Origin of the sequence: Streptomyces sp. NPDC059201 (assembly GCF_042754585.1) — a bacterium.
GTDB lineage: Bacteria > Actinomycetota > Actinomycetes > Streptomycetales > Streptomycetaceae > Streptomyces.
On record NZ_JBHZBB010000019.1, the window covers coordinates 45821 to 68538 of the forward strand.

A 22718-nucleotide genomic window follows, 5' to 3' on the forward strand; every position below is an offset into this window, starting at 1 on the left:
CCCATGGATCTTGGACTGAAGGACCGCGTGTACGTCGTCACCGGCGCGACCCGGGGGCTCGGCCGGGCCTCCGCGGAGGCTCTGCTCGCCGAGGGCGCCCGGGTGCTGATCACCGGGCGCGAGGAGGCGACCGTCGCCGCGGCCGTCGCGGAGCTGGGCGAGGGGGCGGCGGGCCTCGCCGCCGACAACGACGACCCGGAGACCCCGGCCCGGCTGTTCGCGGAGGCCCGCGCCCGGTTCGGCGGTCTCGACGGCGTCCTGATCAGCGTCGGCGGTCCGGCGCCCGGTTTCGCCGCGGACAACACCGACGAGGAGTGGGCGGCGGCCTTCGGCACCGTCTTCCTCGGGGCGGTGCGGCTCGCCCGGGCGGCGGCCGGGACGCTGGGCGAGGGCGGTGTGATCGGCTTCGTCCTGTCGGGGTCGGTGCACGAGCCGATCGCCGGACTGACCATCTCGAACGGGCTGCGGCCCGGACTCGCGGGCTTCGCCAAGTCGCTCGCCAACGACCTGGGCCCGCGCGGGATCCGGGTGGTCGGCCTGCTGCCGAGCCGGATCGACACCGACCGGGTCCGGCAGCTCGACGCCCTCTCCGGCGACGCGGACGCCTCCCGGGCGGCCAACGAGCTGGCGATCCCGCTGCGCCGCTACGGCACCCCGGAGGAGTTCGGCCGCATCGCCGCCTTCGTCCTCTCGCCGGCCGCGTCGTACCTGACGGGCCTGATGCTGCCGGTGGACGGCGGCGCCCGGCACGGCTTCTGACGGAGGGCCGCCTCAGGTCACCCGGCGGGCCCGGTGCTTGGACGCGCGCAGCCGGGCCTCGGTGGGCAGGGCGGTCAGCCCCGCCGAGGCGCGGGCCCGGTCCAGCGCCTCGCCGCCGAGTCCGGCCAGCGCCTCGCCCGGGGAGGCGTACGGCTCCAGGAGGAGCGCGATGCGGGTACGGGGGGCGGTGCGGCGGCCGGTGAGGGCGACCCGGGCCTGGGCGACGCCCTCCTGCGCGGCGGCGTCCGCCTCCAGGACGCTCTCCAGGGCCCGGCCGCGTACCACGGCGGCGTCGCCGTCGCCGGTGTCGACCAGGACCTCGGCGAGCCGGGCCCGGCGGAACTGGGCGAGCAGCCACCACAGGGCGAGCAGGACGAGGACGCCGAGGACGGCGATGACGGTCGGCCACCACCAGCCCTCCTCGCGCCACCGCTGCCGCCGGGCGGTGGAGAGGACCGCGTCGTCGGGGCCCGACCAGGGCCACCAGGACGGGACGCCGAGGTCGAGGCCGGCGGCGAGCGCGGCGCCGCCGGCGAGGACGAGCAGCAGCCCGGCGAGGCCGAGCAGGACGCGGTTGACGCGCCGGAGGACGGCGGTGACCGGTGCGTTCACGGGCTTCACCCCTTCTTGGACGGGCGGTCCACCCGGACGGTCAGCGCGGGCTGCCGGGCGAGCCCGAGCTCCCCGACGCCGTGGGTGAGGACGCTCTCGACGTCCGCGCGGACGTCGTCGAGCGGGCGGAAGTGGGAGACGGCCCGGACGGCGACCTTGGCGCGGCCGACCCTGACCTTCACGGACTGCACGCCCGAGACCTCCATGGCCCGGTCGCGCAGCGCGAGCGCGGCGGCGTCCCGGTCGAGCCCGGCGCGCACGTCGGGGTGCGCGCGCCGCATCGGCAGCACCGCCCGCAGGCCGGGGGTGGACGCCAGGACCAGCAGCCAGACGCCGAGCAGGACGGCGAGGCCGGCCGCCACGAGGGTCAGGGCGTCGTCGAGGGAGCGGGTCGCGAGGTCGTCGGCGAGGTCGCGGCGCCAGCTCATGGCGCTGCGGTCGGCCCGGACGGCGGCGACGTCGTACAGCAGCAGTCCGGCGCCGCCGAGGACGACGGCGGCGAGCAGCGCGGCGGGGATCCGCCGCACGGCCCAGAAGCGCCGGACCCGCTCGGGGTCCGTACCGTCGGCGAGGACGGGGACGCCGTCGCCCTCCGCCTCGCCTTCGGTCCCGCTGCCGGCCTGTGCGGGGACGGTGGGCCGTTCGGGTGTCGTCATGCCAGGCGGCCCTTCCTGACGGCGGGCGTGGTGCGCGGCGAGTGGAGTCGCTCGACGTGCACGGCGACCTCGTGGACCTCCATGCCGACGAGTTCCTCCACCCGGGTGCGGACCTTCTCCCGTACGGCTCCGCAGCGCCGGCCGACGTCCGTGGGATAGCCGAGTTCGAGACTGATCGAGATGCGGGCGGCGTCCCGGTGGACGACGACCGAGGCGTGCGGCGGGTGGCCGCCCTCCGGCACGCCGCCCTGTGCCTCCCGGGCGGCCTGTGCGGAGATCTTGGCGACCACCCGGTCGGCGATCGTGGTCGCGCCGCGCTCGCGCACCGGCGGGCGTTCCGTGACGTCGGTGACCACCCGCGGTCACCGCCGCCGGTCGCCGCGGTCGCGGCCCCGGAGCAGGTCGCCGAGTTCGAGGTCGCCGTCGAGGAAGCGGCCGACCACGAAGCCGATCGCCCCCAAGGCCGCGACCAGGAGAAACGCCCCGAAGCCGCCGAAGTATCCGGCGAAGCCGAGACCCATGCCGGCCAGCAGGCCGACCACAGCCATGCTCATGATGAACCCCTTTCGAGCCCTGCGGTCCGTGTGCCCGTGCCGTGCGGCTACTGGAGCCGTGACTCGGGCTCCTCTTCCTCTTCGTCGGGCAGCTTCACGTCGCTGACCGCGATGTTGACCTCGACGACCTCCAGTCCGGTCATCCGTTCCACGGCCGCGATCACGTTCTCGCGGACCGCGCCGGCGACGTCGGCGATGGAGACGCCGTAGTCGACGACGATCTCCAGGTCGAGCGCGGTCTGCACCTCGCCGACCTCGGCCTTGACTCCCCGGGTGACGCTCGATTTGGCGCCGCCTCCGCCGGGGACGCGGTCGCGGACGGCGCCGAAGGTGCGGGAGAGCCCGCTGCCCATGGCGTGGACGCCGACGACGTCGCGGGCGGCCATTCCGGCGATCTTCTCGACCACCCCGTCGGCGATCGTGGTCCGGCCCCGGGTGGCGGCGGAGCCGCCGCCCTTCCTGGTGACCGGGCCGCTCTCCCCGCTGCGTTCACTGTCCGTCATGATTCAGCCCCTTCTGGGATATTTCGGGGTTCTTCGCCCACACTAAGGGCGGTTACCCGATGCCGCTCCGGGGATACGGCAGGCTGGGGCAATGACCACGGGTGACGGTTGGAAGGCGGCGGTGCGCGACCGCCTGGCGGCGGGCCGGCTGCTGCCGCTCGGCACGGCGGCGGACGGGGCGTGGCTCACGGAGCGGGCGGCCCGGGACGTCCTGGCCGGGGCGGCGTCGGAGGTACGGGGCACGGTGCTCGGCACCCTGCGGCTCGCCGCGACGGAGGAGGCCGGGGGTCCGCCGGAGCCGCCGGTGCGGATCGCCGCGCAGTTCGCGGCGGTGGCGGGGCGGCCGCTGCCGGAGACGGCGGAGGAGGTACGGGCGGCGCTCCTCGCGGCGGCGGAGGGGCTCGGCCTCGTGGTGGCGGAGGTCGATCTGCGGGTGACCGAGCTGCTGGAGGAGGCGCCCACCCAGGAGCCCGCTCCCCCGCCGCCGGGCCGCACCTCACCGGCGACGGACGATCCGGTGGCGCTGGCGGTGCTGAGGGTGCCGGGCGTGGCGGCGGTGACGGACGCGCTGGGCCCGCCGGTGCGCCGGACGCCCGGGGCGGTCCGGGCGGAGTTCGCGGTGGCGGGCGACCGCCCGGCGCTGGAGGTGGCCCGGGCCGCCCGCACGGCGGCGGCCGCGGCGGCCCCTCCGGGCACCGCGGTCACCGTCCTGGTCACGGAGGTGCGCCGCTAGGCGGCTTCCGCGCGGCGGCCGGGCGGGCGGGGCGCGGCGTCAGTCGCCGAGGCCGGCGAGGTCGCGCAGGCGGCGGGCCTGGGCGGCGCGCTCGGCGGTGCGCTGGTCCTCGTAGGAGCGGCCGGCGGCACCCTGGAGCAGCGCCTTGGTCTCGACGACCGCGTCGCGCGGCGCGGCGAGCAGGGCGGCGCTGAGGTCCCGTACCGCGGCGTCGAGTTCGGCGGCGGGCACGGCGATGTTGGCCAGGCCGATGCGCTCGGCCTCGTCCGCGTGGACGAAGCGGCCGGTGGCGCAGATCTCCAGCGCGCGGGCGTAGCCCACGAGGGAGACGAGCGGGTGCGTCCCGGTGAGGTCCGGGACGAGGCCCAGGCTGGTCTCGCGCATCGCGAACTGCACGTCCTCGGCGACGACCCGCAGGTCGCAGGCGAGGGCGAGCTGGAAGCCCGCACCGATGGCGTGGCCCTGGACGGCCGCGATGGACACGAGGTCGCTGCGGCGCCACCAGGTGAACGCCTCCTGGTACTCGGCGATGACCGCGTCGAGGTCCGCGTCGGAACCCCGTGCGAGGTCGAGGAAGGACGGCTCTCCGTCGAAGCCCTCGGGCGTGAACGCCTGTCGGTCGAGTCCGGCGGAGAAGGACTGGCCCTCACCGCGCAGGACGACGATCCGCACGCTGCCCGGAAGAGACCGGCCGGCTTCCGTCAACGCCCGCCACAGAGCGGGAGACTGGGCGTTGCGCTTCGCCGGATTGGTCAGGGTCACCGTGGCAACGGCGTCCTCGACGGTGAGCCGTACACCGTCCTTGTCGAAGACGAGCTGGGAGTCGTCGGGCGTGGTCATGGGGCGCCTCCGGTTCCAATGCAGCACTGCATCCGATGCTAAGTGACTGCACAGTAACCACCCGGCCGGTCGCAGGACCGACCGGGTGCCCACCGGGAAGGTCCCGGTGGACCGGTCGAGCCGCCCCCGGCGTCAGGCCGAGGCTGCCTTCTTGCCTCGGGTCGCGCCGCCGCGACCACGCAGCGTGACTCCGGATTCGCTGAGCATCCGGTGGACGAATCCGTAGGAGCGGCCCGTTTCCTCGGCCAGCGCCCGGATGCTCGCACCGGAGTCGTACTTCTTCTTCAGGTCTGCCGCGAGCTTGTCGCGCGCGGCGCCGGTCACCCGGCTGCCCTTCTTCAGAGTCTCGGCCACCCGTGCCTCCTCATGGGAAGTGCGCTCTGGACTTCTCATGATCACCCCTCCCCGTCGTCCTGGCCACCCATTCGACAAGTTCCGTCCTGCCGGGTTTGCGGACGAGTACGGCGTCCTCACGATCGGAAGCCGTCATTCCGCGCGGCCGGAACCCGACCCCCGAAGGAGTGGATCAAGGGATCGCCAGGTCAGCGATATCGGGGGAACAAACGTACGACGCGGGCTCTGCCGGAAGGATTCGGCAGAGGCCCGCGCCGGAGGTACGAGACCTTCTCACTCAGATGACGGATCCGGCGCTGCGCCGAATGATCCAGCCGGGGCTCAGGCCAGGGCGACCAGGTCCGCGTAGTCGGGGCCCCACAGGTCCTCCACGCCGTCCGGCAGCAGGATGATCCGCTCCGGGTCGAGCGCCTCGACGGCGCCCTCGTCGTGGGTGACCAGGACGACCGCGCCCTTGTAGGTGCGCAGCGCGCCGAGGATCTCCTCGCGGCTGGCGGGGTCGAGGTTGTTGGTGGGCTCGTCGAGCAGGAGCACGTTGGCCGCGGAGACGACCAGGGTCGCGAGCGCGAGCCGGGTCTTCTCGCCGCCGGAGAGCACCCCGGCCGGCTTGTCGACGTCGTCGCCGGAGAAGAGGAAGGAGCCGAGCGTCTTGCGGACCTCGACCAGGTCGAGGTCGGGCGCGGCGGAGCGCATGTTCTCCAGGACCGTGCGGTCCGGGTCCAGGGTCTCGTGCTCCTGGGCGTAGTAGCCGAGCTTGAGGCCGTGGCCGGGGGTGACCTCGCCGGTGTCGGGCTTCTCGACCCCGCCGAGGAGGCGGAGCAGGGTCGTCTTCCCGGCGCCGTTGAGGCCGAGGATGACGACGCGGGAGCCCTTGTCGATGGCCAGGTCGACGTCGGTGAAGATCTCCAGGGAGCCGTACGACTTCGACAGGCCCTCCGCGGTGAGCGGGGTCTTGCCGCAGGGGGCGGGCTCCGGGAAGCGCAGCTTGGCGACCTTGTCGGAGACGCGGACCGCGTCCAGGCCGGAGAGCAGGCGCTCGGCGCGCTTGGCCATGTTCTGCGCGGCGACCGTCTTGGTGGCCTTGGCGCGCATCTTGTCGGCCTGCGAGTTGAGGGCGGCGGCCTTCTTCTCGGCGTTCTGGCGCTCGCGCTTGCGGCGCTTCTCGTCGGCCTCGCGCTGCTGCTGGTAGAGCTTCCAGCCCATGTTGTAGACGTCGATCGTGGAGCGGTTGGCGTCCAGGTAGAAGACCTTGTTGACGACGGTCTCGACCAGGTCGACGTCGTGGGAGATGACGATGAAGCCGCCGCGGTAGGTCTTCAGGTAGTCGCGCAGCCAGACGATCGAGTCGGCGTCGAGGTGGTTCGTGGGCTCGTCGAGGAGGAGCGTGTCGGCGTCCGAGAAGAGGATCCGGGCCAGCTCGACCCGGCGGCGCTGACCGCCGGAGAGGGTGTGCAGCGGCTGGCCGAGGACCCGGTCGGGCAGACCGAGGGCGGCCGCGATGGTGGCGGCCTCGGCCTCGGCGGCGTACCCGCCCTTGGTGAGGAACTCGGTCTCCTGGCGCTCGTACTGCTTGAGGGCCTTCTCGCGGGTGGCGCCGGCGCCGGTCGCGATCCGCTCCTCGTTCATCCGCATCTTGCGGATGAGGACGTCGAGACCGCGGGCCGACAGGACGCGGTCGCGGGCGAGGATGTCGAGGTCGCCGGTGCGCGGGTCCTGCGGGAGGTAGCCGACCTCGCCGGAGCGGGCGATGGTGCCGGCGGCGGGCTGCCCCTCACCGGCCAGGCACTTGGTGAGCGTGGTCTTGCCCGCTCCGTTGCGGCCGACGAGGCCGATGCGGTCGCCCTTGGCGACGCGGAAGGACGTGTTCTCGATGAGGATGCGGGCGCCGGCGCGCAGCTCGATGCCGGAAGCGGTGATCACGGACAGACTCCAGGGCGATGGGGATACGGCGGATGACGGCTGGTGACGGGCTGCGACTCCGCTAGTGCACCCAGGGGAGGATGTCCCAGGGGAGAATGTCCATGCGGCCATTCTATCGGGCGCCTGCAACTGGTTTTCGGCCATGCGGGCGACGGAGGCCGGATCGGGAGCTTTCTCTCACCTCTCACCAGAGGGAACAAAAGGGGCAGGCTGCGCGTGATCGGCTGATACTCGGCGGAGGGCGGCGGCCGGGCCGTCGCGGTGACGCGGAGGTGGACCGTGCAGTTCGACGACGACGCCCGTCTGGACACCTCGGAGGTGAAGGACGTCCGCGGCAGTCGCATCCCCGGCGGGAAGGCCACCGTCGGCGGCGGGATCATCGGCTTCATCGCCCTGATCCTCGGAGTCCTCTTCGGGGTCGGCCCCGACCAGCTCGGACTCTCCTCCGGCGGCGAGGACGAGCCCGCCGCCAGCGCCTCCTCGGCGGCCCAGGTGAACCGGTCCTGCCGGACCGGCGCGGACGCCAACACCCGCGAGGACTGCCGGACGGTGGCCGTGGTCAACAGCCTCCAGGACTACTGGCGCGGCGAGTACGCGCGCCGGGGCGGCACCTACGGCGACGCCTCCACCGTCCTCTTCAGCCAGCGGGTGAACACCGCCTGCGGCGCGGCGAGCTCGGCGGTCGGCCCCTTCTACTGCCCCGGCGACCGGAGGGTCTACCTGGACCTGGGCTTCTTCGAGGAGCTGCGGACCAAGTTCGGCGCCGGCGGCGGCCCCTTCGCCCAGGCGTACGTGGTGGCCCACGAGTACGGGCACCACGTGCAGAACCTGATGGGGACGCTCACCCGGGCCCAGGACGGACGGACCGGGGCGGACTCCAACGCCGTCCGCGTCGAGCTCCAGGCGGACTGCTATGCGGGCGTGTGGGCCCGGCACGCGACCACCACCCCGGACGAGTCCACCGGCAGGCCGCTGCTCACCCGGCTGGACGACGCCGACATCCGGGACGGCCTGGACGCGGCGGCGGCCGTCGGCGACGACCGGATCCAGGAGCGCTTCCAGGGCCGGGTGACCCCGGAGAGCTGGACGCACGGCTCGGCCGAGCAGCGCCGGCAGTGGTTCTACACGGGCTACCGGACGGGCGACATGGCCCGGTGCAACACCTTCGGCTGAGCGGCGGCGTCCGGCGCGTTGTCGGTGGCGCCTGCGAGACTGTGTCCCAGGTCACATTCGACCCGAGCGAGAGGGAGTGAGCGGGATGTCCGAGGCACCCGACATCTGTCCGGCGCTGAAGTACCGGGACGCGAAGGCGGCGATCACGCTGCTGACGGAAGCCTTCGGGTTCACCGCCACCGCGGTGTACGAGGGCGAGGACGGGCTGATCGCCCACGCCGAGCTGTCGTACGGGAACGGGACGGTGATGCTCGGCAGCTCCGGCACCGACAGCCAGTTCGACAAGCTGATGGCCGACGCGGGACCGGTGGGGATCTACGTCCGGGTGCGGGACGTGGACGAGCACCACGCGCACGCGGCGGCGCACGGCGTGGAGATCGTCATGCCGCCCACGGACCAGGAGTACGGCTCCCGGGACTACATGGCGCGCGACGCCGAGGGCAACGTGTGGAGCTTCGGCACCTACGCCCCCGGTTCGGCGGACTGACCCGGCGGGCCGCGGCCCGGGGCGGGTACGGCCCCCGGGCCGGAGGGGCCTGACGCGGGCGCCGGTCAGGAGCCGCCGGTGTGGACCTGGAAGGCGGCCCGGCGGACGGCCTTCGCCAGCGCCGGGTCCGGGTGGGCGGCGGCCAGCGCCACCAGCACCTGCACGGTCCTCGGATGGCCGACGGCCCTGACCTCGTCGAGCAGCGCGGGCACGGTGCCCTGGACGGCCGAGTCCAGGTGCCGTACCAGCAGCTCGCTCTCGCCGTGGTCGGCGACGGCGGCGGCGGTGTCCACCCAGAGCCAGGTCGCCTCCTCGCGGGTGAGGACCTCGGGGGCGTCGTCGGGGTCGGTGCCCTCGTACTCGGCGAGCCACAGCAGCGCGTAGGGCCGCAGCGAGGGTTCGGCCACCGCGGCGCGGACCTCCGCCTCGGCGGGGGCGCCGACGACCCGCAGCGCCTCGAAGGCGAGCCCGCGCAGCAGGGCGTCCTCGCCGCGCGCGGCGGCCAGCAGCTCGGCGACCGCCCCGGCCAGGGTGCGGGCGGCGAGCCAGGCGCGGTACTCGTCGCGGGCCGGTCCCGGGGTGAGCCGGGCGCAGCCGCGGAGCATGGCGGCGGCGGACTGCTCGATGTTGCCCGCGGGGCTCTGGGCGGCCACGCAGATCTGCTCCAGCTTGACCCACACCGCCCAGTTGCCGAGCGGGGTCAGGGTCGCGTGACGTCCCTCAGGGCCGGTCTCCGGGTCCAGGGTGAGCGCGCCGACGACGGCGAGGCCCTCCAGGGCCCAGTCGAGGAGGGCGGGCAGGCGCTCGGCGGGGGTGGCGGGCTGCGCGGGGACGCCGTCGCCGGGGACCTCGCAGCGCTCCTCGCGGAGCTCGTCGACGCGCTGGCCCAGGAGGTCGAGCAGGGCGGGGACGAGGACGGGGCCCTGCGAGAGCTGGAGCAGCGACAGGACCTGCGGCACGGCCTCGACGACCTCGGCGACCGCGCCGGGCGCCACGCCCTCCGGGGCGGGGTGGACCAGCGACCAGGCGTCGAGGAGGGCGACCCAGCCGCGGAGCACGGCGGAGTCGTCGCGGTCCCACGCCTGGAGCCGCCAGCCGGGGCGGACGGTGGCGCCGTGCAGCTCGACGAGGCCGGCGAGCCGGGCGCGGTCCCAGCCGGCGCGGACCCGGGCCGGCGTCAGGTCCAGCGCGGCGGCGGCCTGTTCGACGGCGGCGGGGCCGTCGAGCGGGGCGGAAGCGGAAGCGGCCGGGGCGGCCGCGCGGGGGCCCGCCTGCGGGCCGCGCGGGGTGGCGGCCCAGCGGGCGATCCGTACGGCGTCGGCGAGGACGAGCCGGGCCTGGCGGGCCAGCTCCGCGCGGGGCGGGGTGCCCTCGGGCGGCCTCGGGGCAGGCCGGGTGCGCCGCGTCGTCGCAGCCCGTCGGGCGGTGGCCAGCGACCGCGGACGGACGAGTCGGAGTCTGGAGTTGCGCGCCGCTGGTTCATCGGGCTTTCGAGACGTCACGGGGGCAGTCTTCCCGCTGACGGCCCGAAAGCCCAATCGGAATGCGCCACGCCGTCACCACGGGCCCGGCGGCGGGGTGGTGGGGGGCTACATGAGGGGGGTGAGGTAGCGGCGGAGGGCTTCCTCGTAGCGGAGGGGGTCGGCGTTCCACATCGCGGTGTGGGGGGCCTGGCGGACCGGGAGGAGGGTGACCAGGTCGGGGCGGCGGGCGGCCAGTTCGACGGACGGCTCCCAGGGGGAGATCGTGTCGTCGGGGCCGTGGGCCAGCAGGACCGGGACGCGGAGGTCCGCCGTGTGGTCCGGGTGCGGGCCGGTGCGGCCGAGGGCGGCGCGGACGGCGAGCGGGACCAGCGGGCCGGGGACGCCCCGGGCGGCGGCGAGGTTGCGGACGGTGGCCTCCCAGTCGAGGACCGGGGAGTCGAGCACGAGGCCGGCGATCCTGTCCCGTACCCCCGACTCGGCCGCGGCGCGCAGCGCCATCGTGGCGCCCGTCCCCCAGCCGTGCAGCACGATCTTGGTGGCGCCGCGGCGGACCGCGTACCGCAGGACCGCGTCGACGTCGCGCCACTCGGTGTCGCCGAGCTGGGCGAGCCCGTCGGCGGGCTCGGGGGCGCCCCGGTCGCCGCGGTAGGCGGGGACGAGGACGGGGACGCGGCGGCGGGCGTAGAAGGGGACGAGGTTCAGGGCGTGCTCGCGGCCGGTGCCGAGCCCGTGCAGGGCGACGATCCAGGTGGAGCGGGGGCCGGTGACGAGCCACGCGGGCAGCGGGCCGAGCTCGCCGGGGATCTCGACGTCCTCGTGGGGCAGGCCGAGGGCGGTCTCGGGGGTGCCGGTGTGCAGCTGGGGGGTGAGCCGGACGCGGCTGCCGGGGCCGAGCGCGCCGCGCTCGACGCGTTCGAGCCGGCGGACGACGGTGTCGGCGGTGTGGGGGACGCGGTCGAGGACGGGTCCGGTGACCGCGTGCAGGCCGGGCGCCGTCAGCCCGTACGTGCCGGGGCGCAGCGAGGCGAGGCTGCGGGTGAGGGTGACCCGCTCGGGTCCCGTGGCGTGCACGGTGAGCTTGGGGTCTCCGGGCAGGGGCCGTCCGGACGCCGCCTTGAGGGCGACGCCGCTGGCGTGACGGCCGGCCGCCACGGCGGCCGCACCGAGACCGATCAGGGTGGTGACGGCCGCTGCCGTCGCTGTAGCCGGGCGCACGCTCCCAGTGTCGTCACGGGGGCGGGGAGGCTGCCACCGGGCGGGGGCCGGGCGGGTGCCCCGGGAGAGTGACGAGGGTCTCCCCGGCGGTTCCCCGTGCGGATGAAACCGTCCGGGGGGTGGAACGTGTCGTTCCGGCGGTCGGGCGGGCCGGGTTCGGCGGGGCCCGCGCGGGGCGGGATTACCCGTGGTTCCGGGGTGACCGGATGGTGGACACGGAGGCGTCCCGGAGGAGAAGCGGAATCTCACGACACCGGTTCGGGACACCGTGATGCCCCGCCCAGTTCACCTTCCGTTCACTCAGGTTGCCTACGTTCGTCCAGCCACTGACGTCAAACGATTGCCTGGGTAAATGGAACACATCACGCTGCTGCTCGCCATTGTGGTCGTGACAGCTCTCGTGTTCGATTTCACGAACGGTTTCCACGACACCGCCAACGCGATGGCGACCACCATCTCGACGGGTGCTCTCAAGCCCAAGACGGCGGTGGCCATGTCCGCCGTGCTGAACCTGGTCGGCGCGTTCCTGTCCGTCGAGGTCGCCAAGACGATCTCCGGCGGGATCATCAACGAAGAGGGCATCCGCACGGAAGTGATCTTCGCGGCCCTCGTCGGCGCCATCCTGTGGAATCTGCTGACCTGGCTCCTGGGCCTGCCGTCCAGCTCCTCCCACGCCCTCTTCGGCGGCCTCATCGGCGCCGCGGTCATGTCGGCCGGCTGGTCGGCCGTGAACGGCTCCACCATCGTCACCAAGGTCCTCATCCCGGCGATCGCGGCGCCCCTCGTCGCCGGTCTCGCCGCGATGGCCGCGACCAAGCTGACGTACAAGATCAAGGCGAACCCCGAGGCGAAGGCCACGGCCAAGGGCTACCGGGCCGGCCAGATCGCCTCCGCGGGCCTGGTCTCCCTCGCCCACGGCACCAACGACGCGCAGAAGACGATGGGCATCATCACCCTCGCCCTGGTCACCCAGGGCGTCGTCGCCCCCGGCTCGAACCCGCCCATGTGGGTCATCGTCTCCGCCGGTGTCGCCATCGCGCTCGGCACCTACCTCGGCGGCTGGCGCATCATCCGCACCATGGGCAAGGGCCTCACCGACCTCCAGCCGCAGCAGGGCTTCGCCGCCCAGACCAGCGCCGCGACGGTCATCCTGGCCTCCTCGCACCTCGGCTTCTCCCTCTCCACCACCCAGTCCTGCTCGGGTGCCGTGATGGGCGCCGGCCTCGGCCGCAAGGGCGGTGTCGTCCGCTGGTCGACCGCGACCCGGATGTTCGTCGCCTGGGGCCTGACCCTCCCGGCCGCCGGTCTCGTCGGCGCCGGCGCCGAGTTCCTCACCAAGCAGGGCCCCTGGGGCATCGCCGCCACGGCGTTCGTCCTGGTCGGCGGCTCGGCCGTGATCTGGGCGCTCTCCCGCCGCCAGCCGGTCGACCACCACAACGTGATCGCCGACGACCTGGACGGCGACGACACCGGCTCCGGCACCCCCGGCGTCGTGACCACGGCCATCGCCGCCGTCACCCCGCCGCCGGCCGGCTCCGTCGCCGCCGTCGCGGACGACGGTCTCAAGACCACCATCCACGCGCCGGGTCCGAACGACCCCGCCGCTCCCCCGGCCCCCGCCGCCGCGGTCTGAGCCCCCAAAGGAAACGGGAACCCAAGCCATGAAGATCGACTGGGCAGCTCTCGGCTCCGTCTTCGGAGTCAGCCTCGTGGCGACCGTCGCCCTCGTGGGCCTCTTCACCCTCGGGATCGTCGGCCTCACCAAGCAGGAGGAGGCCGCGGCCTCCGGCGGCTCCGCCGTCCTCGCCCGCACCGGCGCCTACGCCTGCTTCGCGCTGTGCGCGGCGGCCGTCGCGTACGGCATCTACCTGATCGTCGTCTGACCGACGACGCTCCGTGGCCGGGCCCGCACCTCCTCCGAGGGCGGGCCCGGTCCTCGTGTCTGTGGCACTTCGCACAGTGACCCGTCGCAGGTCAAGGGTGAGTTGACGGCCCTTCGCGGGGCGTGGTGGACTGCCGGGGCCAATACGGCGGCAATGGAGAGGAAGCCCGGTGCGAATCCGGCGCGGTCCCGCCACTGTGACCGGGCCCGGCGGACAGCCGGGGACCGGGAGCCAGGAACTCTCGCCGCCGGTCACGTCGAGCCAGGGCGCGGACCCTGAGTGAGGACACGCCGCCATGCCCGGCCGCACCCGCCTGGCCTCCCGGGCCACCACCGTCTTCGCGTACGGAGCGGCCGCCGGCCTCGCCGTCGACCTGGTCCTCGGCGATCCGCGCCGCGGGCACCCCGTCGCCGCCTTCGGCCGGGCCGCCGCCGCCGTCGAGCGGCGCCTCTGGCGCGACCACCGCGGCCGGGGCGCCCTGCACACCGCCGTCTGCGCGGGCGGCGCCGCCGCCGCCGGGGCGCTGGCCGCCCGCGCCGTCCGGGACAGCCGCGCCGCCTCCGCCGCGCTGACCGCCGCCTCCGTGTGGGCCGTCGTCGGCGGTACGACCCTGGGCCGGGAGGCCCGGGCCATCGGCGGGGCGCTCGCCGCCGGGGACCTGGAGGTCGCCCGGGAGCGGATGCCGCACCTCGTCGGGCGCGACCCCGAGTCCCTGGACGGGCCCGCGATGGCCCGCGCGGTCGTCGAGTCCGTCGCCGAGAACACCTCCGACGCCGTCGTCGGCGCCCTCGTCTGGGGCGCGGTCGCGGGCGTGCCGGGGCTGCTCGGCTTCCGGGCCGTCAACACCCTCGACGCCATGGTCGGCCACCGCTCCCCCCGCTACCGCCGCTACGGCTGGGCCTCCGCCCGCCTCGACGACCTGGCCGGCTGGCCCGGCGCCCGGCTCACCGCCGCCCTCGCGACCGCCGGCGGCGGGGACCCGCGCGGAGCCGTACGGGCCTGGCGGGCCGACGCCGGGAAGCACCCCAGCCCCAACGCCGGACCGGTCGAGGCGGCGTTCGCGGGCGCTCTCGGGGTACGGCTCGGGGGGACGCTCTCGTACGGCGGGCGGGTCGAGCACCGGCCCGTCCTCAACGGCGGCGGGCGACCCGTCGAGGTCGCCGACATCGACCGGGCCGTCCGGCTCTCCCGCCGGGTGACCTGGCTGACCCTGGCCGCCTGCGTGGGCGGCCGGATCCTGACCGACACGGTGAAGCGGAGGACGAAGTGAGGGGTGGGGGGCTGCTCGTCGCCGGGACGACCTCGGACGCGGGCAAGAGCGTCGTCACGGCGGGCATCTGCCGGTGGCTGGTCCGGCAGGGCGTCAAGGTGGCGCCCTTCAAGGGACAGAACATGTCCCTCAACTCCTTCGTGACGCGGGAGGGCGCGGAGATAGGCCGCGCCCAGGCGATGCAGGCGCAGGCCGCCCGCGTCGAGCCGACCGCGCTGATGAACCCGGTGCTGCTCAAGCCGGGCGGCGACCGGTCCAGCCAGGTCGTGCTGATGGGCAAGCCGGTGGGCGAGATGACCGCGCGCGGCTACCACGGGGGCCGGCAGCAGACCCTCTTCGAGCCGGTGCTCGCCTGCCTGGAGGAGCTGCGGGCCACCCACGACGCGGTGATCTGCGAGGGCGCGGGCAGCCCCGCCGAGATCAACCTGCGCCGCACCGACATCGTCAACATGGGCATCGCGCGGGCCGCGCGGCTGCCCGTCGTCGTGGTCGGCGACATCGACCGGGGCGGGGTCTTCGCCCAGTTCTTCGGCACGACGGCGCTGCTCGCGCCCGAGGACCAGGAGCTGATCGCCGGGTACCTGGTGAACAAGTTCCGGGGCGACGTGACGCTGCTCGAACCCGGGCTCGACATGCTGCTCGGGCTGACCGGGCGCCGGACCCTCGGTGTCCTGCCGTACGCGCACGGGCTCGGGATCGACGAGGAGGACGGGCTGCGGGTCTCGCTGCGGGGCACCGTCCGGGAGTCGGTCGTCGCGCCGCCGCTCGGGGCGGACGTGCTGCGGGTCGCGGTCTGCGCCGTCCCGCTGATGTCGAACTTCACCGACGTCGACGCGCTGGCCGCCGAGCCGGGCGTGATCGTGCGCTTCGTGGACCGGCCGGAGGAGCTGGCCGACGCGGACCTCGTCGTCGTGCCCGGCACGCGCGGGACGGTCAAGGCGCTGGCGTGGCTGCGGGAGCGCGGTCTCGCCGACGCGATCCTCCGGCGGGCCGCCGAGGGCCGTCCGGTGCTGGGCATCTGCGGCGGCTTCCAGGCGCTCGGCGAGCACATCGAGGACGAGGTCGAGTCGAGGGCGGGCGCCGTCGACGGGCTCGGGCTGCTGCCCGTACGGGTCCGGTTCGCGCGCGAGAAGACCCTCGCGCGGCCGGTCGGCGAGGCGCTCGGCGAGCGGGTGGAGGGGTACGAGATCCACCACGGCGTCGCGGAGGTGCTCGGCGGCGAACCGTTCCTGGACGGCTGCCGGGTCGGCTCCGTCTGGGGCACCCACTGGCACGGCTCCCTGGAGAGCGACGGCTTCCGCCGGGCGTTCCTGCGGGACGTCGCGGCGGCGGCGGGGCGGGCCTTCGTCCCGGCGCCCGACACCTCCTTCGGCGCGCTGCGCGAGGAGCAGCTGGACCGGCTCGGCGACCTGATCGAGCAGCACGCCGACACGGACGCGCTGCTGCGGCTCATCGAGGAGGGCGCACCCAAGGGCCTGCCGTTCGTCCCGCCGGGCGCGCCGTGAGCGGGGCGCGGCGGGGCGGGAGCGGGGGTACGGGAGCGGGTGCGGGTGCGGCGCGGGCGAGCCGCGCGGGCGCTGCGCCCGGCCTCCGGCCGGGCCGGTGTTCCCACCCGCACCACCCGTACCACTTGCATCACATCCTGCGGGTGGCCCCTGTGGACGGTCGCGCGCCGTCGGCGGCTTTCGGTCAATTTCATGAGAGGGGCTGTCGATGAGCAGCAACCGGTTTCCGTTCACCGCCGTCGTCGGCATGGACGACCTGCGGCTCGCGCTGCTGTTGAACGCTGTCTCGCCGGCGGTGGGCGGGGTTCTCGTGCGGGGGGAGAAGGGGACCGCCAAGAGCACGGCCGTGCGGGCGCTCGCCGAACTGTTGCCCGAGGTGGCTGTCGTCGGTGGGTGCCGGTTCAGTTGTGATCCCGGCTCGCCCGATCCGGGGTGCCCGGACGGGCCTCATGGGGACGGCGGTTCCGAGGCGCGGGCCGCGCGGATGGTCGAGCTGCCCGTGGGGGCGTCCGAGGACCGGCTCGTCGGGTCGCTGGACATCGAGAAGGCGCTCGCCGACGGCGTGAAGGCGTTCGAGCCGGGGCTGCTCGCCGCCGCCCACCGGGGGATCCTCTATGTCGACGAGGTCAATCTCCTCTCCGACCATCTGATCGACCATCTCCTCGACGCCGCCGCCATGGGCGCCTCCCACGTCGAGCGCGAGGGCGTCTCCGTGCGGCACGCCGCGCGGTTCCTGCTCGTCGGGACGATGAACCCCGAGGAGGGCGAGCTGCGGCCGCAACTGCTCGACCGGTTCGGGCTCACCGTGGAGGTCGCCGCCTCCCGCGTGCCCGAGGAGCGGGTCGAAGTCGTCCGGCGACGACTGGCGTTCGAGGACGATCCGGCCGGGTTCGCCGCGCGCTGGGCCGGCGAGGAGGCCGCGCTGCGCGAACGGATCGTCGCCGCGCGGGAGTTGCTGCCCCAGGTGCGCCTCGGGGACGCCGTACTGCTCCAGATCGCCGCCACCTGCGCCGCGTTCGAGGTCGACGGCATGCGCGCCGACATCGTCATGGCCCGGACCGCGACCGCGCTCGCCGCGTGGGCGGGACGGGACGAGGTCACGAGCGAGGACGTGCGGCAGGCCGCGCTGCTCGCCCTGCCGCACCGGCGGCGGCGCAATCCCTTCGACGCGCCCGGGATGGACGAGGACAAGCTCGACGAGACCCTGGAGCAGTTCAAGGGGGAGGAGCCGGAGTCCGCGCCCGAGGACGATCCGGATCCGGACCCGGACCCGGACGGGCCCGGGGACGGCGGTCCCGGCGGTGGCGTTCCCCCGCAGGGCGGGGAGGGGCCCGGGCCCGAGACCGACGGCGTACCGGAGGAGACGCCCGCTCCTCAGGAGGCTCCCGCTCCTCAGGGGGCCGGTGCGGCCGGTGAGCGGGCCGCGGTGAAGGCCGCCGAGCCGTTCCGTACGCGGATGCTGTCCGTCCCCGGGCTCGGTGACGGGGCCGCCGGGCGGCGCTCCCGGGCGCGTACCGAGCACGGCAGGACCACCGGGTCCACCCGGCCCCGGGGCGCGCTGACCAAGCTGCACCTGTCCGCGACCGTACGGGCCGCCGCCCCGCACCAGCGGGCGCGCGGGCGGTCCGGGGCGGGGCTCGTGGTGCGCCGGGACGATCTGCGGCAGGCGGTGCGGGAGGGGCGCGAGGGGAACCTGGTGCTGTTCGTCGTGGACGCCTCCGGGTCGATGGCGGCGCGGAAGCGGATGGGCGCCGTGAAGGGCGCCGTGCTGTCGCTGCTGCTCGACGCGTACCAGCGGCGGGACAAGGTCGGGCTGATCACCTTCCGGGGGCGGGGCGCCGAGCTCGCGCTGCCCCCGACGTCCTCGGTGGACGCGGCCGCCGCCCGTCTGGAGGAGCTGCCGACCGGAGGGCGTACGCCCCTGTCCGCGGGGCTGCTGAAGGCGCACGACGTGCTGCGGGTGGAGCGGCTGCGGGACCCCTCGCGGCGGGCTCTGCTGGTGGTCGTGACCGACGGGCGGGCGACCGGCGGCGGGCCGGACCCGGTGGGTCTGGCGGCGCGGGCCGCGCGGCTGCACGCCGCCGACGGCACCGCGAGCGTCGTCGTGGACTGCGAGGCGGGCCCGGTGCGGCTCGGTCTGGCCGGGAGCCTCGCCCGTGATCTGGGCGGCACCGCCGTCACCCTGGACGAGTTGCGCGCCGACGCGATCGCCGGGCTCGTACGAGAAGCACAAGTCAACCGCTCTGTCAGGAGGGCCGCTTAATGCCGCAGGGACAGCCGACCGTCGTGCCCGACGACGGTCTCACGACCCGTCAGCGCCGCAACCGGGCGCTGGTGATGGTGCACACGGGCGTCGGCAAGGGGAAGTCGACGGCCGCCTTCGGGATGGCGCTGCGCGCCTGGAACCAGGGCTGGCCGATCGGGGTGTTCCAGTTCGTGAAGTCCGCCAAGTGGAAGGTCGGCGAGGAGAACGCCCTCAAGGCGCTCGGCGAGACCGGCAAGGGCGGCACGGTCGTCTGGAACAAGATGGGCGAGGGCTGGTCCTGGATCCAGCGCGAGGTCGCCGAGGGCGAGCAGTCGCACGAGGACAAGGCGCGCGAGGGCTGGGAGCAGGTCAAGCGGGATCTGGCCGAGGAGAAGTACAAGTTCTACGTCCTCGACGAGTTCGCGTACCTGCTCCACTGGGGCTGGATCGACGTGCAGGAGGTCGTCGAGGTGCTGCGGGACCGTCCCGGTCAGCAGCACGTCGTGATCACCGGCCGCAACGCGCCGCAGGAGCTGGTGGACTTCGCCGATCTCGTCACCGACATGTCCAAGGTCAAGCACCCGATGGACGCCGGTCAGAAGGGCCAGCGGGGCATCGAGTGGTAGCACGTCTCGTCATCGCGGCCCCGTCGTCGGGGGCGGGCAAGACCACGGTGGCGACCGGCCTGATGGCCGCGTTCGCCTCCCGCGGCCTGGCCGTCTCCCCGCACAAGGTGGGGCCCGACTACATCGACCCGGGCTACCACGCGCTCGCCACCGGCCGCCCCGGCCGCAACCTCGACGCGTACATGTGCGGGACGGGACTGGTCGCGCCGCTCTTCGCGCACGGGTCGCGCGGCTGCGACCTGGCCGTGGTCGAGGGCGTCATGGGCCTGTACGACGGGGCCGCCGACCAGGGCGAGCTGGCGTCCACCGCGCAGGTCGCGAAGCTGCTGAGGGCGCCGGTGGTGCTGGTCGTGGACGCGTCCTCGCAGTCGCGGTCGGTGGCGGCGCTGGTGCACGGCTTCGCGTCCTGGGACCCGGAGGTGCGGATCGGCGGGGTGATCCTCAACAAGGTCGCGACCGACCGGCACGAGCACCTGCTGCGGGAGGCGCTCGGGGAGTCGGGCGTGCCCGTCCTCGGCGTGCTGCGGCGGGCGCCCGCGGTGGCGACGCCGTCGCGGCACCTCGGTCTGATCCCGGTCGCGGAGCGGCAGGCGCAGGCCGTGGAGGCGGTGGCCGCGCAGGCGGAGCAGGTGCTCGCCGGGTGCGACCTGGAGGCGCTGCTGGCCCTTGCGCGGTCGGCGCCGCCGCTGGACGGGGAGGCGTGGACCCCGTCGGTCGTGGCGCCCCCGGCGGGGCGGCGGCCGGTCGTGGCCGTGGCCGGCGGGGCAGCGTTCACGTTCTCGTACGCCGAGCACAGCGAGCTGCTGCGGGCGGCCGGGGCCGAGGTCGTCACCTTCGATCCGCTGCGGGACGAGGCCCTTCCCGAGGGGACGGGCGGGCTCGTCATAGGCGGCGGTTTCCCGGAGATGTACGCGGCCGAGCTGGCCGCCAACGAGCCGCTGCGGAAGGCGGTGGCGGAGCTCGCCGCGTCCGGGGCGCCGATCGCCGCCGAGTGCGCCGGGCTGCTGTATCTGGCGCGGTCGCTGGACGGCACGCCGATGTGCGGGGTGCTGGACGCGGACGCGCGGATGTCGGAGCGGCTGACGCTCGGGTACCGGGACGCGGTGGCCGTGAACGACAGCGTCCTGGCGCCGGCCGGGGCGCGGCTGCGGGGGCACGAGTTCCACCGGACGGTGATCGAGCCGGGCGCGGGGGCGGTCGCGGCCTGGGGGCTGCGGCAGCCGGAGCGCCGGGTGGAGGGCTTCGTGCAGGGCGGGGTGCACGCCAGTTACGTGCACACGCACTGGGCGGGGTCGCCTGAGGTCGCCGCGCGGTTCGTGGCGCGCTGCGGGTGAGTTCAGTGGCCGGAGAGTCCCACCACGAGCCAGATGAAGCCGACGCCCGCGACCGTGCAGAGCAGGGTGGAGAGGGCGGGGTGCTTGTGGTGGGCCTCGGGCAGGATCTCGGCGGCGGCGAGGTAGAGCAGGGCGCCGCCGAAGAAGCCGAGATAGGCCCCGAGGAGTTCCTCCGGAAGGGTGAACAGGAGGGTGGAGGCGGCGCCGACGACGGGGGCGGCGGCGGCCGCGACGAGCATGGCGACGGCCTTGCGGCGGGTGTTCCCGTAGAGGCTCGTGATCGTGTACGTGTTGAAGCCGTCGGCGAAGTCGTGGGTGATGACGGCGAGCGCGACGGTGGCGCCCATGCCGCCGCCGACCTGGAAGGCGGCGCCGAGCGCGATGCCGTCCATGAGGCTGTGCAGGACCATGGCGGCGGCGGCGGTGAGCCCGACCTGGGGGACCCTCCCGCCCGTCTCCCGGCCACCACCCCTCATCGAAGCGCTCTGCGCTGCCCCCCAATCTGCCGCGACGCCGTGCGCGGCGCTGCGGACGGCGAGCAGGCGCTCCACGACGTGGGCGAAGAGGAAGCCGCCGACGAAGAGCAGCAGGGCCTCGGGGACGCCGAAGACCTCGCTCCCGGCGGCCTCCAGGGCCTCGGGCAGCAGGTCGAGTCCGACGACGCCGAGCATGAGGCCGCCGGCGAGTCCGAGGACGAGGTGCCGGCGGTCGGTGACGCGCTGCGCGACCCAGCCGCCGAAGAGCGTCATGAGGAACGCGCCGAGCGCGACGATCACAGCCATGGCCCCTTGCTATCGGATGGGGTGCCCGGTGTGCACATCGGCGTGGGGGTCCGGTCGGGGGCGACCGAGGACGAGGTCCTGGCCCTGGTGCGGGCGGCGCTGGCGGAGGCGGGAGGGCTCCCGCACGCGCGCGTGCGGGGGCTCGCGACGCTGGACGCGCGCGTGGCGGCGCCGGGGATCGTGGCCGCGGCGGCGCGTCTGGGGGTGCCGGTGACGGGGTTCCCTGCGGAGGAGCTGGCCGGGGTGGCGGTGCCGCATCCGTCGGAGGTGCCGCTGGCGGCGACGGGGACGGCGTCGGTGGCGGAGGCGGCGGCGCTGCGGGCGGCGGGGCCGGGGGCGGTGCTGCTGGTGCCGAAGCGGAAGTCGCGGCGGGTGACCTGCGCGATCGCCGGTCACGTCCCGTTTCGTCCGGACAAAGCGTGCTTTTGTCCGGACGAAGTGACGTCCGTCGCACGGTTGTTGCCCTTGACGTGCGGGTACATCGCTGGCGAGCCTGTCACACCCCACATCCCCACCCCCCACACGACGGCGGACATGGACACCCACACGGAAGGCCCCCACACGGGCAGTCAAGCCCACGACCTGCGTCATCACGGTGACGCCGAGGTCCGGGACGAGAAACTCATCGACCTCGCGGTCAACGTCCGGACGGCGACCCCGCCGGACTGGCTGCGGGAACGGATCGCGCACTCGCTGACGGGTCTGGCGGCCTATCCGGACGGGCGCTCGGCCCGCGCGGCGGTGGCCGAGCGGCACGACCTGCCCACCGGGCGGGTGCTGCTGACCTCGGGCGCGGCGGAGGCGTTCGTGCTGCTGGCGCGGGCGCTGCCGGTGCGCCGGCCGGTGGTGGTGCATCCGCAGTTCACCGAGCCGGAGGCGGCGCTGCGGGACGCCGGGCACGAGGTGGGCCGGGTGCTGCTGCGCGAGGAGGACGGCTTCCGGCTGGATCCGGCGGCGGTGCCGGAGGACGCGGACCTGGTGGTGATCGGCAATCCCACCAACCCGACCTCGGTGCTGCATCCGGCGGAGACGATCGCGGCGCTGGCGCGGCCGGGGCGGTACCTGGTCGTGGACGAGGCGTTCATGGACGCGGTGCCGGGCGAGCGGGAGGCGCTGGCCGGGCGGACGGACGTGCCGGGTCTGGTGGTGCTGCGGAGCCTGACGAAGACCTGGGGCCTCGCGGGGCTGCGGATCGGGTACGCGCTCGCGGAGCCGGAGACGGTGGCGCTGCTGGAGCGGGCGCAGCCGCTGTGGCCGGTGTCGACGCCGGCGCTGGTGGCGGCGGAGGCGTGCATGACGCGGGCGGCGCTGGCGGAGGCGGAGCACGCGGCGCACCGGATCGGGACGGAGCGGGCGCACCTGCTGGCGGGTCTGGCGGAGTTCGACGAGGTGCGGACGGTGGCGGCGGCCGAGGGGCCGTTCGTGCTGATCCGGATCGAGGGCGCGGACGCGGTGCGGGAGCGGCTGCGGCTGCTGGGCTTCGCGGCGCGGCGCGGGGACACGTTCCCGGGTCTCGACCGGCACTGGCTGCGGCTGGCGGTCCGGGACCGGGCGACGACGAATCGTTTCCTCCAGGCGCTGGACCAGGCTCTGCTGCTGGGCGGCTGAGCCTTCGGCGTACCCCCTTCACGAGGCGTACCCCCTTCACGAAGGGACAGGCGGGCCGGGGCGGGCGGTGTCGTCACACCCCCCCCCCCCGCCCCGGTCCCCCCCCCGTCCCCCACGGGCCCGCACCCCCCGGCGCGGGCGCGGGACCCGGTCAGGGCCCCCGCGCCACCCCCCG

At 74.9% G+C, this 22718-nt stretch carries 23 protein-coding genes and 1 riboswitch; of the genes, 12 read left to right on the plus strand and 11 right to left on the minus strand.

Going from position 1 to position 22718, the window contains the following annotated elements:
• Nucleotides 1-3: 3 nt before the first annotated feature.
• The gene (locus ACFXMG_RS37600) at nt 4-759 is read left to right on the plus strand and encodes an SDR family oxidoreductase (RefSeq protein WP_383822208.1); all 756 of its coding nucleotides are present in this window, start codon (nt 4-6) and stop codon (nt 757-759) included.
• Nucleotides 760-771: 12 nt separating this feature from the next.
• On the opposite strand, the gene amaP is transcribed toward ACFXMG_RS37600, so the two are convergent.
• Genes amaP through ACFXMG_RS37625 form a run of 5 tightly spaced genes read right to left on the minus strand, consistent with a single transcriptional unit; the run spans nt 772 to nt 3084 of the window.
• Nucleotides 772-1371, minus strand: a complete 600-nt coding sequence (amaP, locus tag ACFXMG_RS37605) for an alkaline shock response membrane anchor protein AmaP (RefSeq protein ID WP_383822205.1) — start codon at nt 1369-1371, stop codon at nt 772-774.
• A gap of 5 nt (nt 1372-1376) precedes the next feature.
• Nucleotides 1377-2027 carry a DUF6286 domain-containing protein gene (locus tag ACFXMG_RS37610; protein WP_383822202.1) on the minus strand — a complete coding sequence of 217 codons (651 nt, stop codon included), beginning with the start codon at nt 2025-2027 and terminating at the stop codon, nt 1377-1379.
• On the minus strand, nt 2024-2383 hold the full coding sequence (locus ACFXMG_RS37615; RefSeq protein ID WP_383822199.1) for an Asp23/Gls24 family envelope stress response protein: 360 nt from the start codon (nt 2381-2383) through the stop codon (nt 2024-2026). Before ACFXMG_RS37615 ends, ACFXMG_RS37610 begins: the two co-directional genes overlap by 4 nt.
• A gap of 6 nt (nt 2384-2389) precedes the next feature.
• The gene (locus ACFXMG_RS37620) at nt 2390-2581 is read right to left on the minus strand and encodes a hypothetical protein (RefSeq protein ID WP_383822196.1); all 192 of its coding nucleotides are present in this window, start codon (nt 2579-2581) and stop codon (nt 2390-2392) included.
• Nucleotides 2582-2628: 47 nt separating this feature from the next.
• Nucleotides 2629-3084 carry an Asp23/Gls24 family envelope stress response protein gene (locus tag ACFXMG_RS37625; protein ID WP_383822193.1) on the minus strand — a complete coding sequence of 152 codons (456 nt, stop codon included), beginning with the start codon at nt 3082-3084 and terminating at the stop codon, nt 2629-2631.
• A 91-nt stretch (nt 3085-3175) separates the two neighbouring features.
• Here ACFXMG_RS37625 and ACFXMG_RS37630 point away from each other — a divergent pair, with 91 nt between their 5' ends.
• Entirely contained in the window at nt 3176-3817 is a 642-nt protein-coding gene (locus tag ACFXMG_RS37630) for a hypothetical protein (protein ID WP_383822190.1), read from the plus strand.
• A gap of 39 nt (nt 3818-3856) precedes the next feature.
• Here ACFXMG_RS37630 and ACFXMG_RS37635 read toward each other — a convergent pair whose 3' ends face one another.
• From ACFXMG_RS37635 to ACFXMG_RS37645, 3 genes are all read right to left on the minus strand, one after another.
• Complete coding sequence (locus ACFXMG_RS37635) at nt 3857-4657, minus strand: enoyl-CoA hydratase/isomerase family protein (RefSeq protein WP_383822187.1); 801 nt, start codon at nt 4655-4657, stop codon at nt 3857-3859.
• A gap of 132 nt (nt 4658-4789) precedes the next feature.
• A complete protein-coding gene (locus ACFXMG_RS37640; RefSeq protein ID WP_006123601.1) occupies nt 4790-5011 on the minus strand; it encodes a helix-turn-helix domain-containing protein in 222 nt (73 codons plus the stop codon).
• Nucleotides 5012-5332: 321 nt separating this feature from the next.
• A complete protein-coding gene (locus ACFXMG_RS37645; protein ID WP_383822185.1) occupies nt 5333-6931 on the minus strand; it encodes an ABC-F family ATP-binding cassette domain-containing protein in 1599 nt (532 codons plus the stop codon).
• Nucleotides 6932-7210: 279 nt separating this feature from the next.
• Between ACFXMG_RS37645 and ACFXMG_RS37650 the strand changes: the two genes are divergently transcribed.
• Both ACFXMG_RS37650 and ACFXMG_RS37655 read left to right on the plus strand, forming a co-directional pair.
• The gene (locus tag ACFXMG_RS37650) at nt 7211-8104 is read left to right on the plus strand and encodes a neutral zinc metallopeptidase (protein WP_383822182.1); all 894 of its coding nucleotides are present in this window, start codon (nt 7211-7213) and stop codon (nt 8102-8104) included.
• Nucleotides 8105-8189: 85 nt separating this feature from the next.
• Nucleotides 8190-8591, plus strand: a complete 402-nt coding sequence (locus tag ACFXMG_RS37655) for a VOC family protein (protein WP_383822179.1) — start codon at nt 8190-8192, stop codon at nt 8589-8591.
• Nucleotides 8592-8656: 65 nt separating this feature from the next.
• On the opposite strand, the gene ACFXMG_RS37660 is transcribed toward ACFXMG_RS37655, so the two are convergent.
• Nucleotides 8657-10093 carry a hypothetical protein gene (locus ACFXMG_RS37660; RefSeq protein ID WP_383822177.1) on the minus strand — a complete coding sequence of 479 codons (1437 nt, stop codon included), beginning with the start codon at nt 10091-10093 and terminating at the stop codon, nt 8657-8659.
• Nucleotides 10094-10180: 87 nt separating this feature from the next.
• On the minus strand, nt 10181-11290 hold the full coding sequence (locus tag ACFXMG_RS37665) for an alpha/beta hydrolase family protein (protein WP_383822176.1): 1110 nt from the start codon (nt 11288-11290) through the stop codon (nt 10181-10183).
• Nucleotides 11291-11642: 352 nt separating this feature from the next.
• Here ACFXMG_RS37665 and ACFXMG_RS37670 point away from each other — a divergent pair, with 352 nt between their 5' ends.
• From ACFXMG_RS37670 to ACFXMG_RS37700, 7 genes are all read left to right on the plus strand, one after another.
• Nucleotides 11643-12923, plus strand: coding sequence for an anion permease (locus ACFXMG_RS37670; protein WP_383822173.1), 1281 nt, complete (start codon nt 11643-11645; stop codon nt 12921-12923).
• A gap of 28 nt (nt 12924-12951) precedes the next feature.
• On the plus strand, nt 12952-13173 hold the full coding sequence (locus ACFXMG_RS37675; protein ID WP_383822170.1) for a hypothetical protein: 222 nt from the start codon (nt 12952-12954) through the stop codon (nt 13171-13173).
• Nucleotides 13174-13330: 157 nt separating this feature from the next.
• Nucleotides 13331-13414, plus strand: a riboswitch (cobalamin riboswitch).
• A 54-nt stretch (nt 13415-13468) separates the two neighbouring features.
• Nucleotides 13469-14443: a cobalamin biosynthesis protein gene (locus ACFXMG_RS37680; protein ID WP_383822167.1), complete on the plus strand. Its 975-nt coding sequence runs from the start codon at nt 13469-13471 to the stop codon at nt 14441-14443.
• The gene (locus ACFXMG_RS37685; RefSeq protein ID WP_383822164.1) at nt 14440-15948 is read left to right on the plus strand and encodes a cobyric acid synthase; all 1509 of its coding nucleotides are present in this window, start codon (nt 14440-14442) and stop codon (nt 15946-15948) included. Before ACFXMG_RS37680 ends, ACFXMG_RS37685 begins: the two co-directional genes overlap by 4 nt.
• A gap of 208 nt (nt 15949-16156) precedes the next feature.
• On the plus strand, nt 16157-18211 hold the full coding sequence (locus ACFXMG_RS37690; RefSeq protein ID WP_383822161.1) for a putative cobaltochelatase: 2055 nt from the start codon (nt 16157-16159) through the stop codon (nt 18209-18211).
• Entirely contained in the window at nt 18211-18819 is a 609-nt protein-coding gene (gene cobO / locus ACFXMG_RS37695; RefSeq protein ID WP_383822158.1) for a cob(I)yrinic acid a,c-diamide adenosyltransferase, read from the plus strand. Before ACFXMG_RS37690 ends, cobO begins: the two co-directional genes overlap by 1 nt.
• A complete protein-coding gene (locus tag ACFXMG_RS37700) occupies nt 18813-20153 on the plus strand; it encodes a cobyrinate a,c-diamide synthase (RefSeq protein WP_383822155.1) in 1341 nt (446 codons plus the stop codon). The genes cobO and ACFXMG_RS37700 overlap by 7 nt, the downstream gene beginning before the upstream one ends.
• Before the next feature lie 2 nt (nt 20154-20155).
• Here ACFXMG_RS37700 and ACFXMG_RS37705 read toward each other — a convergent pair whose 3' ends face one another.
• A complete protein-coding gene (locus ACFXMG_RS37705) occupies nt 20156-20935 on the minus strand; it encodes a ZIP family metal transporter (protein ID WP_383822152.1) in 780 nt (259 codons plus the stop codon).
• A 30-nt stretch (nt 20936-20965) separates the two neighbouring features.
• Here ACFXMG_RS37705 and cobC point away from each other — a divergent pair, with 30 nt between their 5' ends.
• Nucleotides 20966-22543, plus strand: coding sequence for an Rv2231c family pyridoxal phosphate-dependent protein CobC (gene cobC, locus ACFXMG_RS37710; protein ID WP_383822149.1), 1578 nt, complete (start codon nt 20966-20968; stop codon nt 22541-22543).
• The last annotated feature ends 175 nt before the right edge of the window (nt 22544-22718 follow it).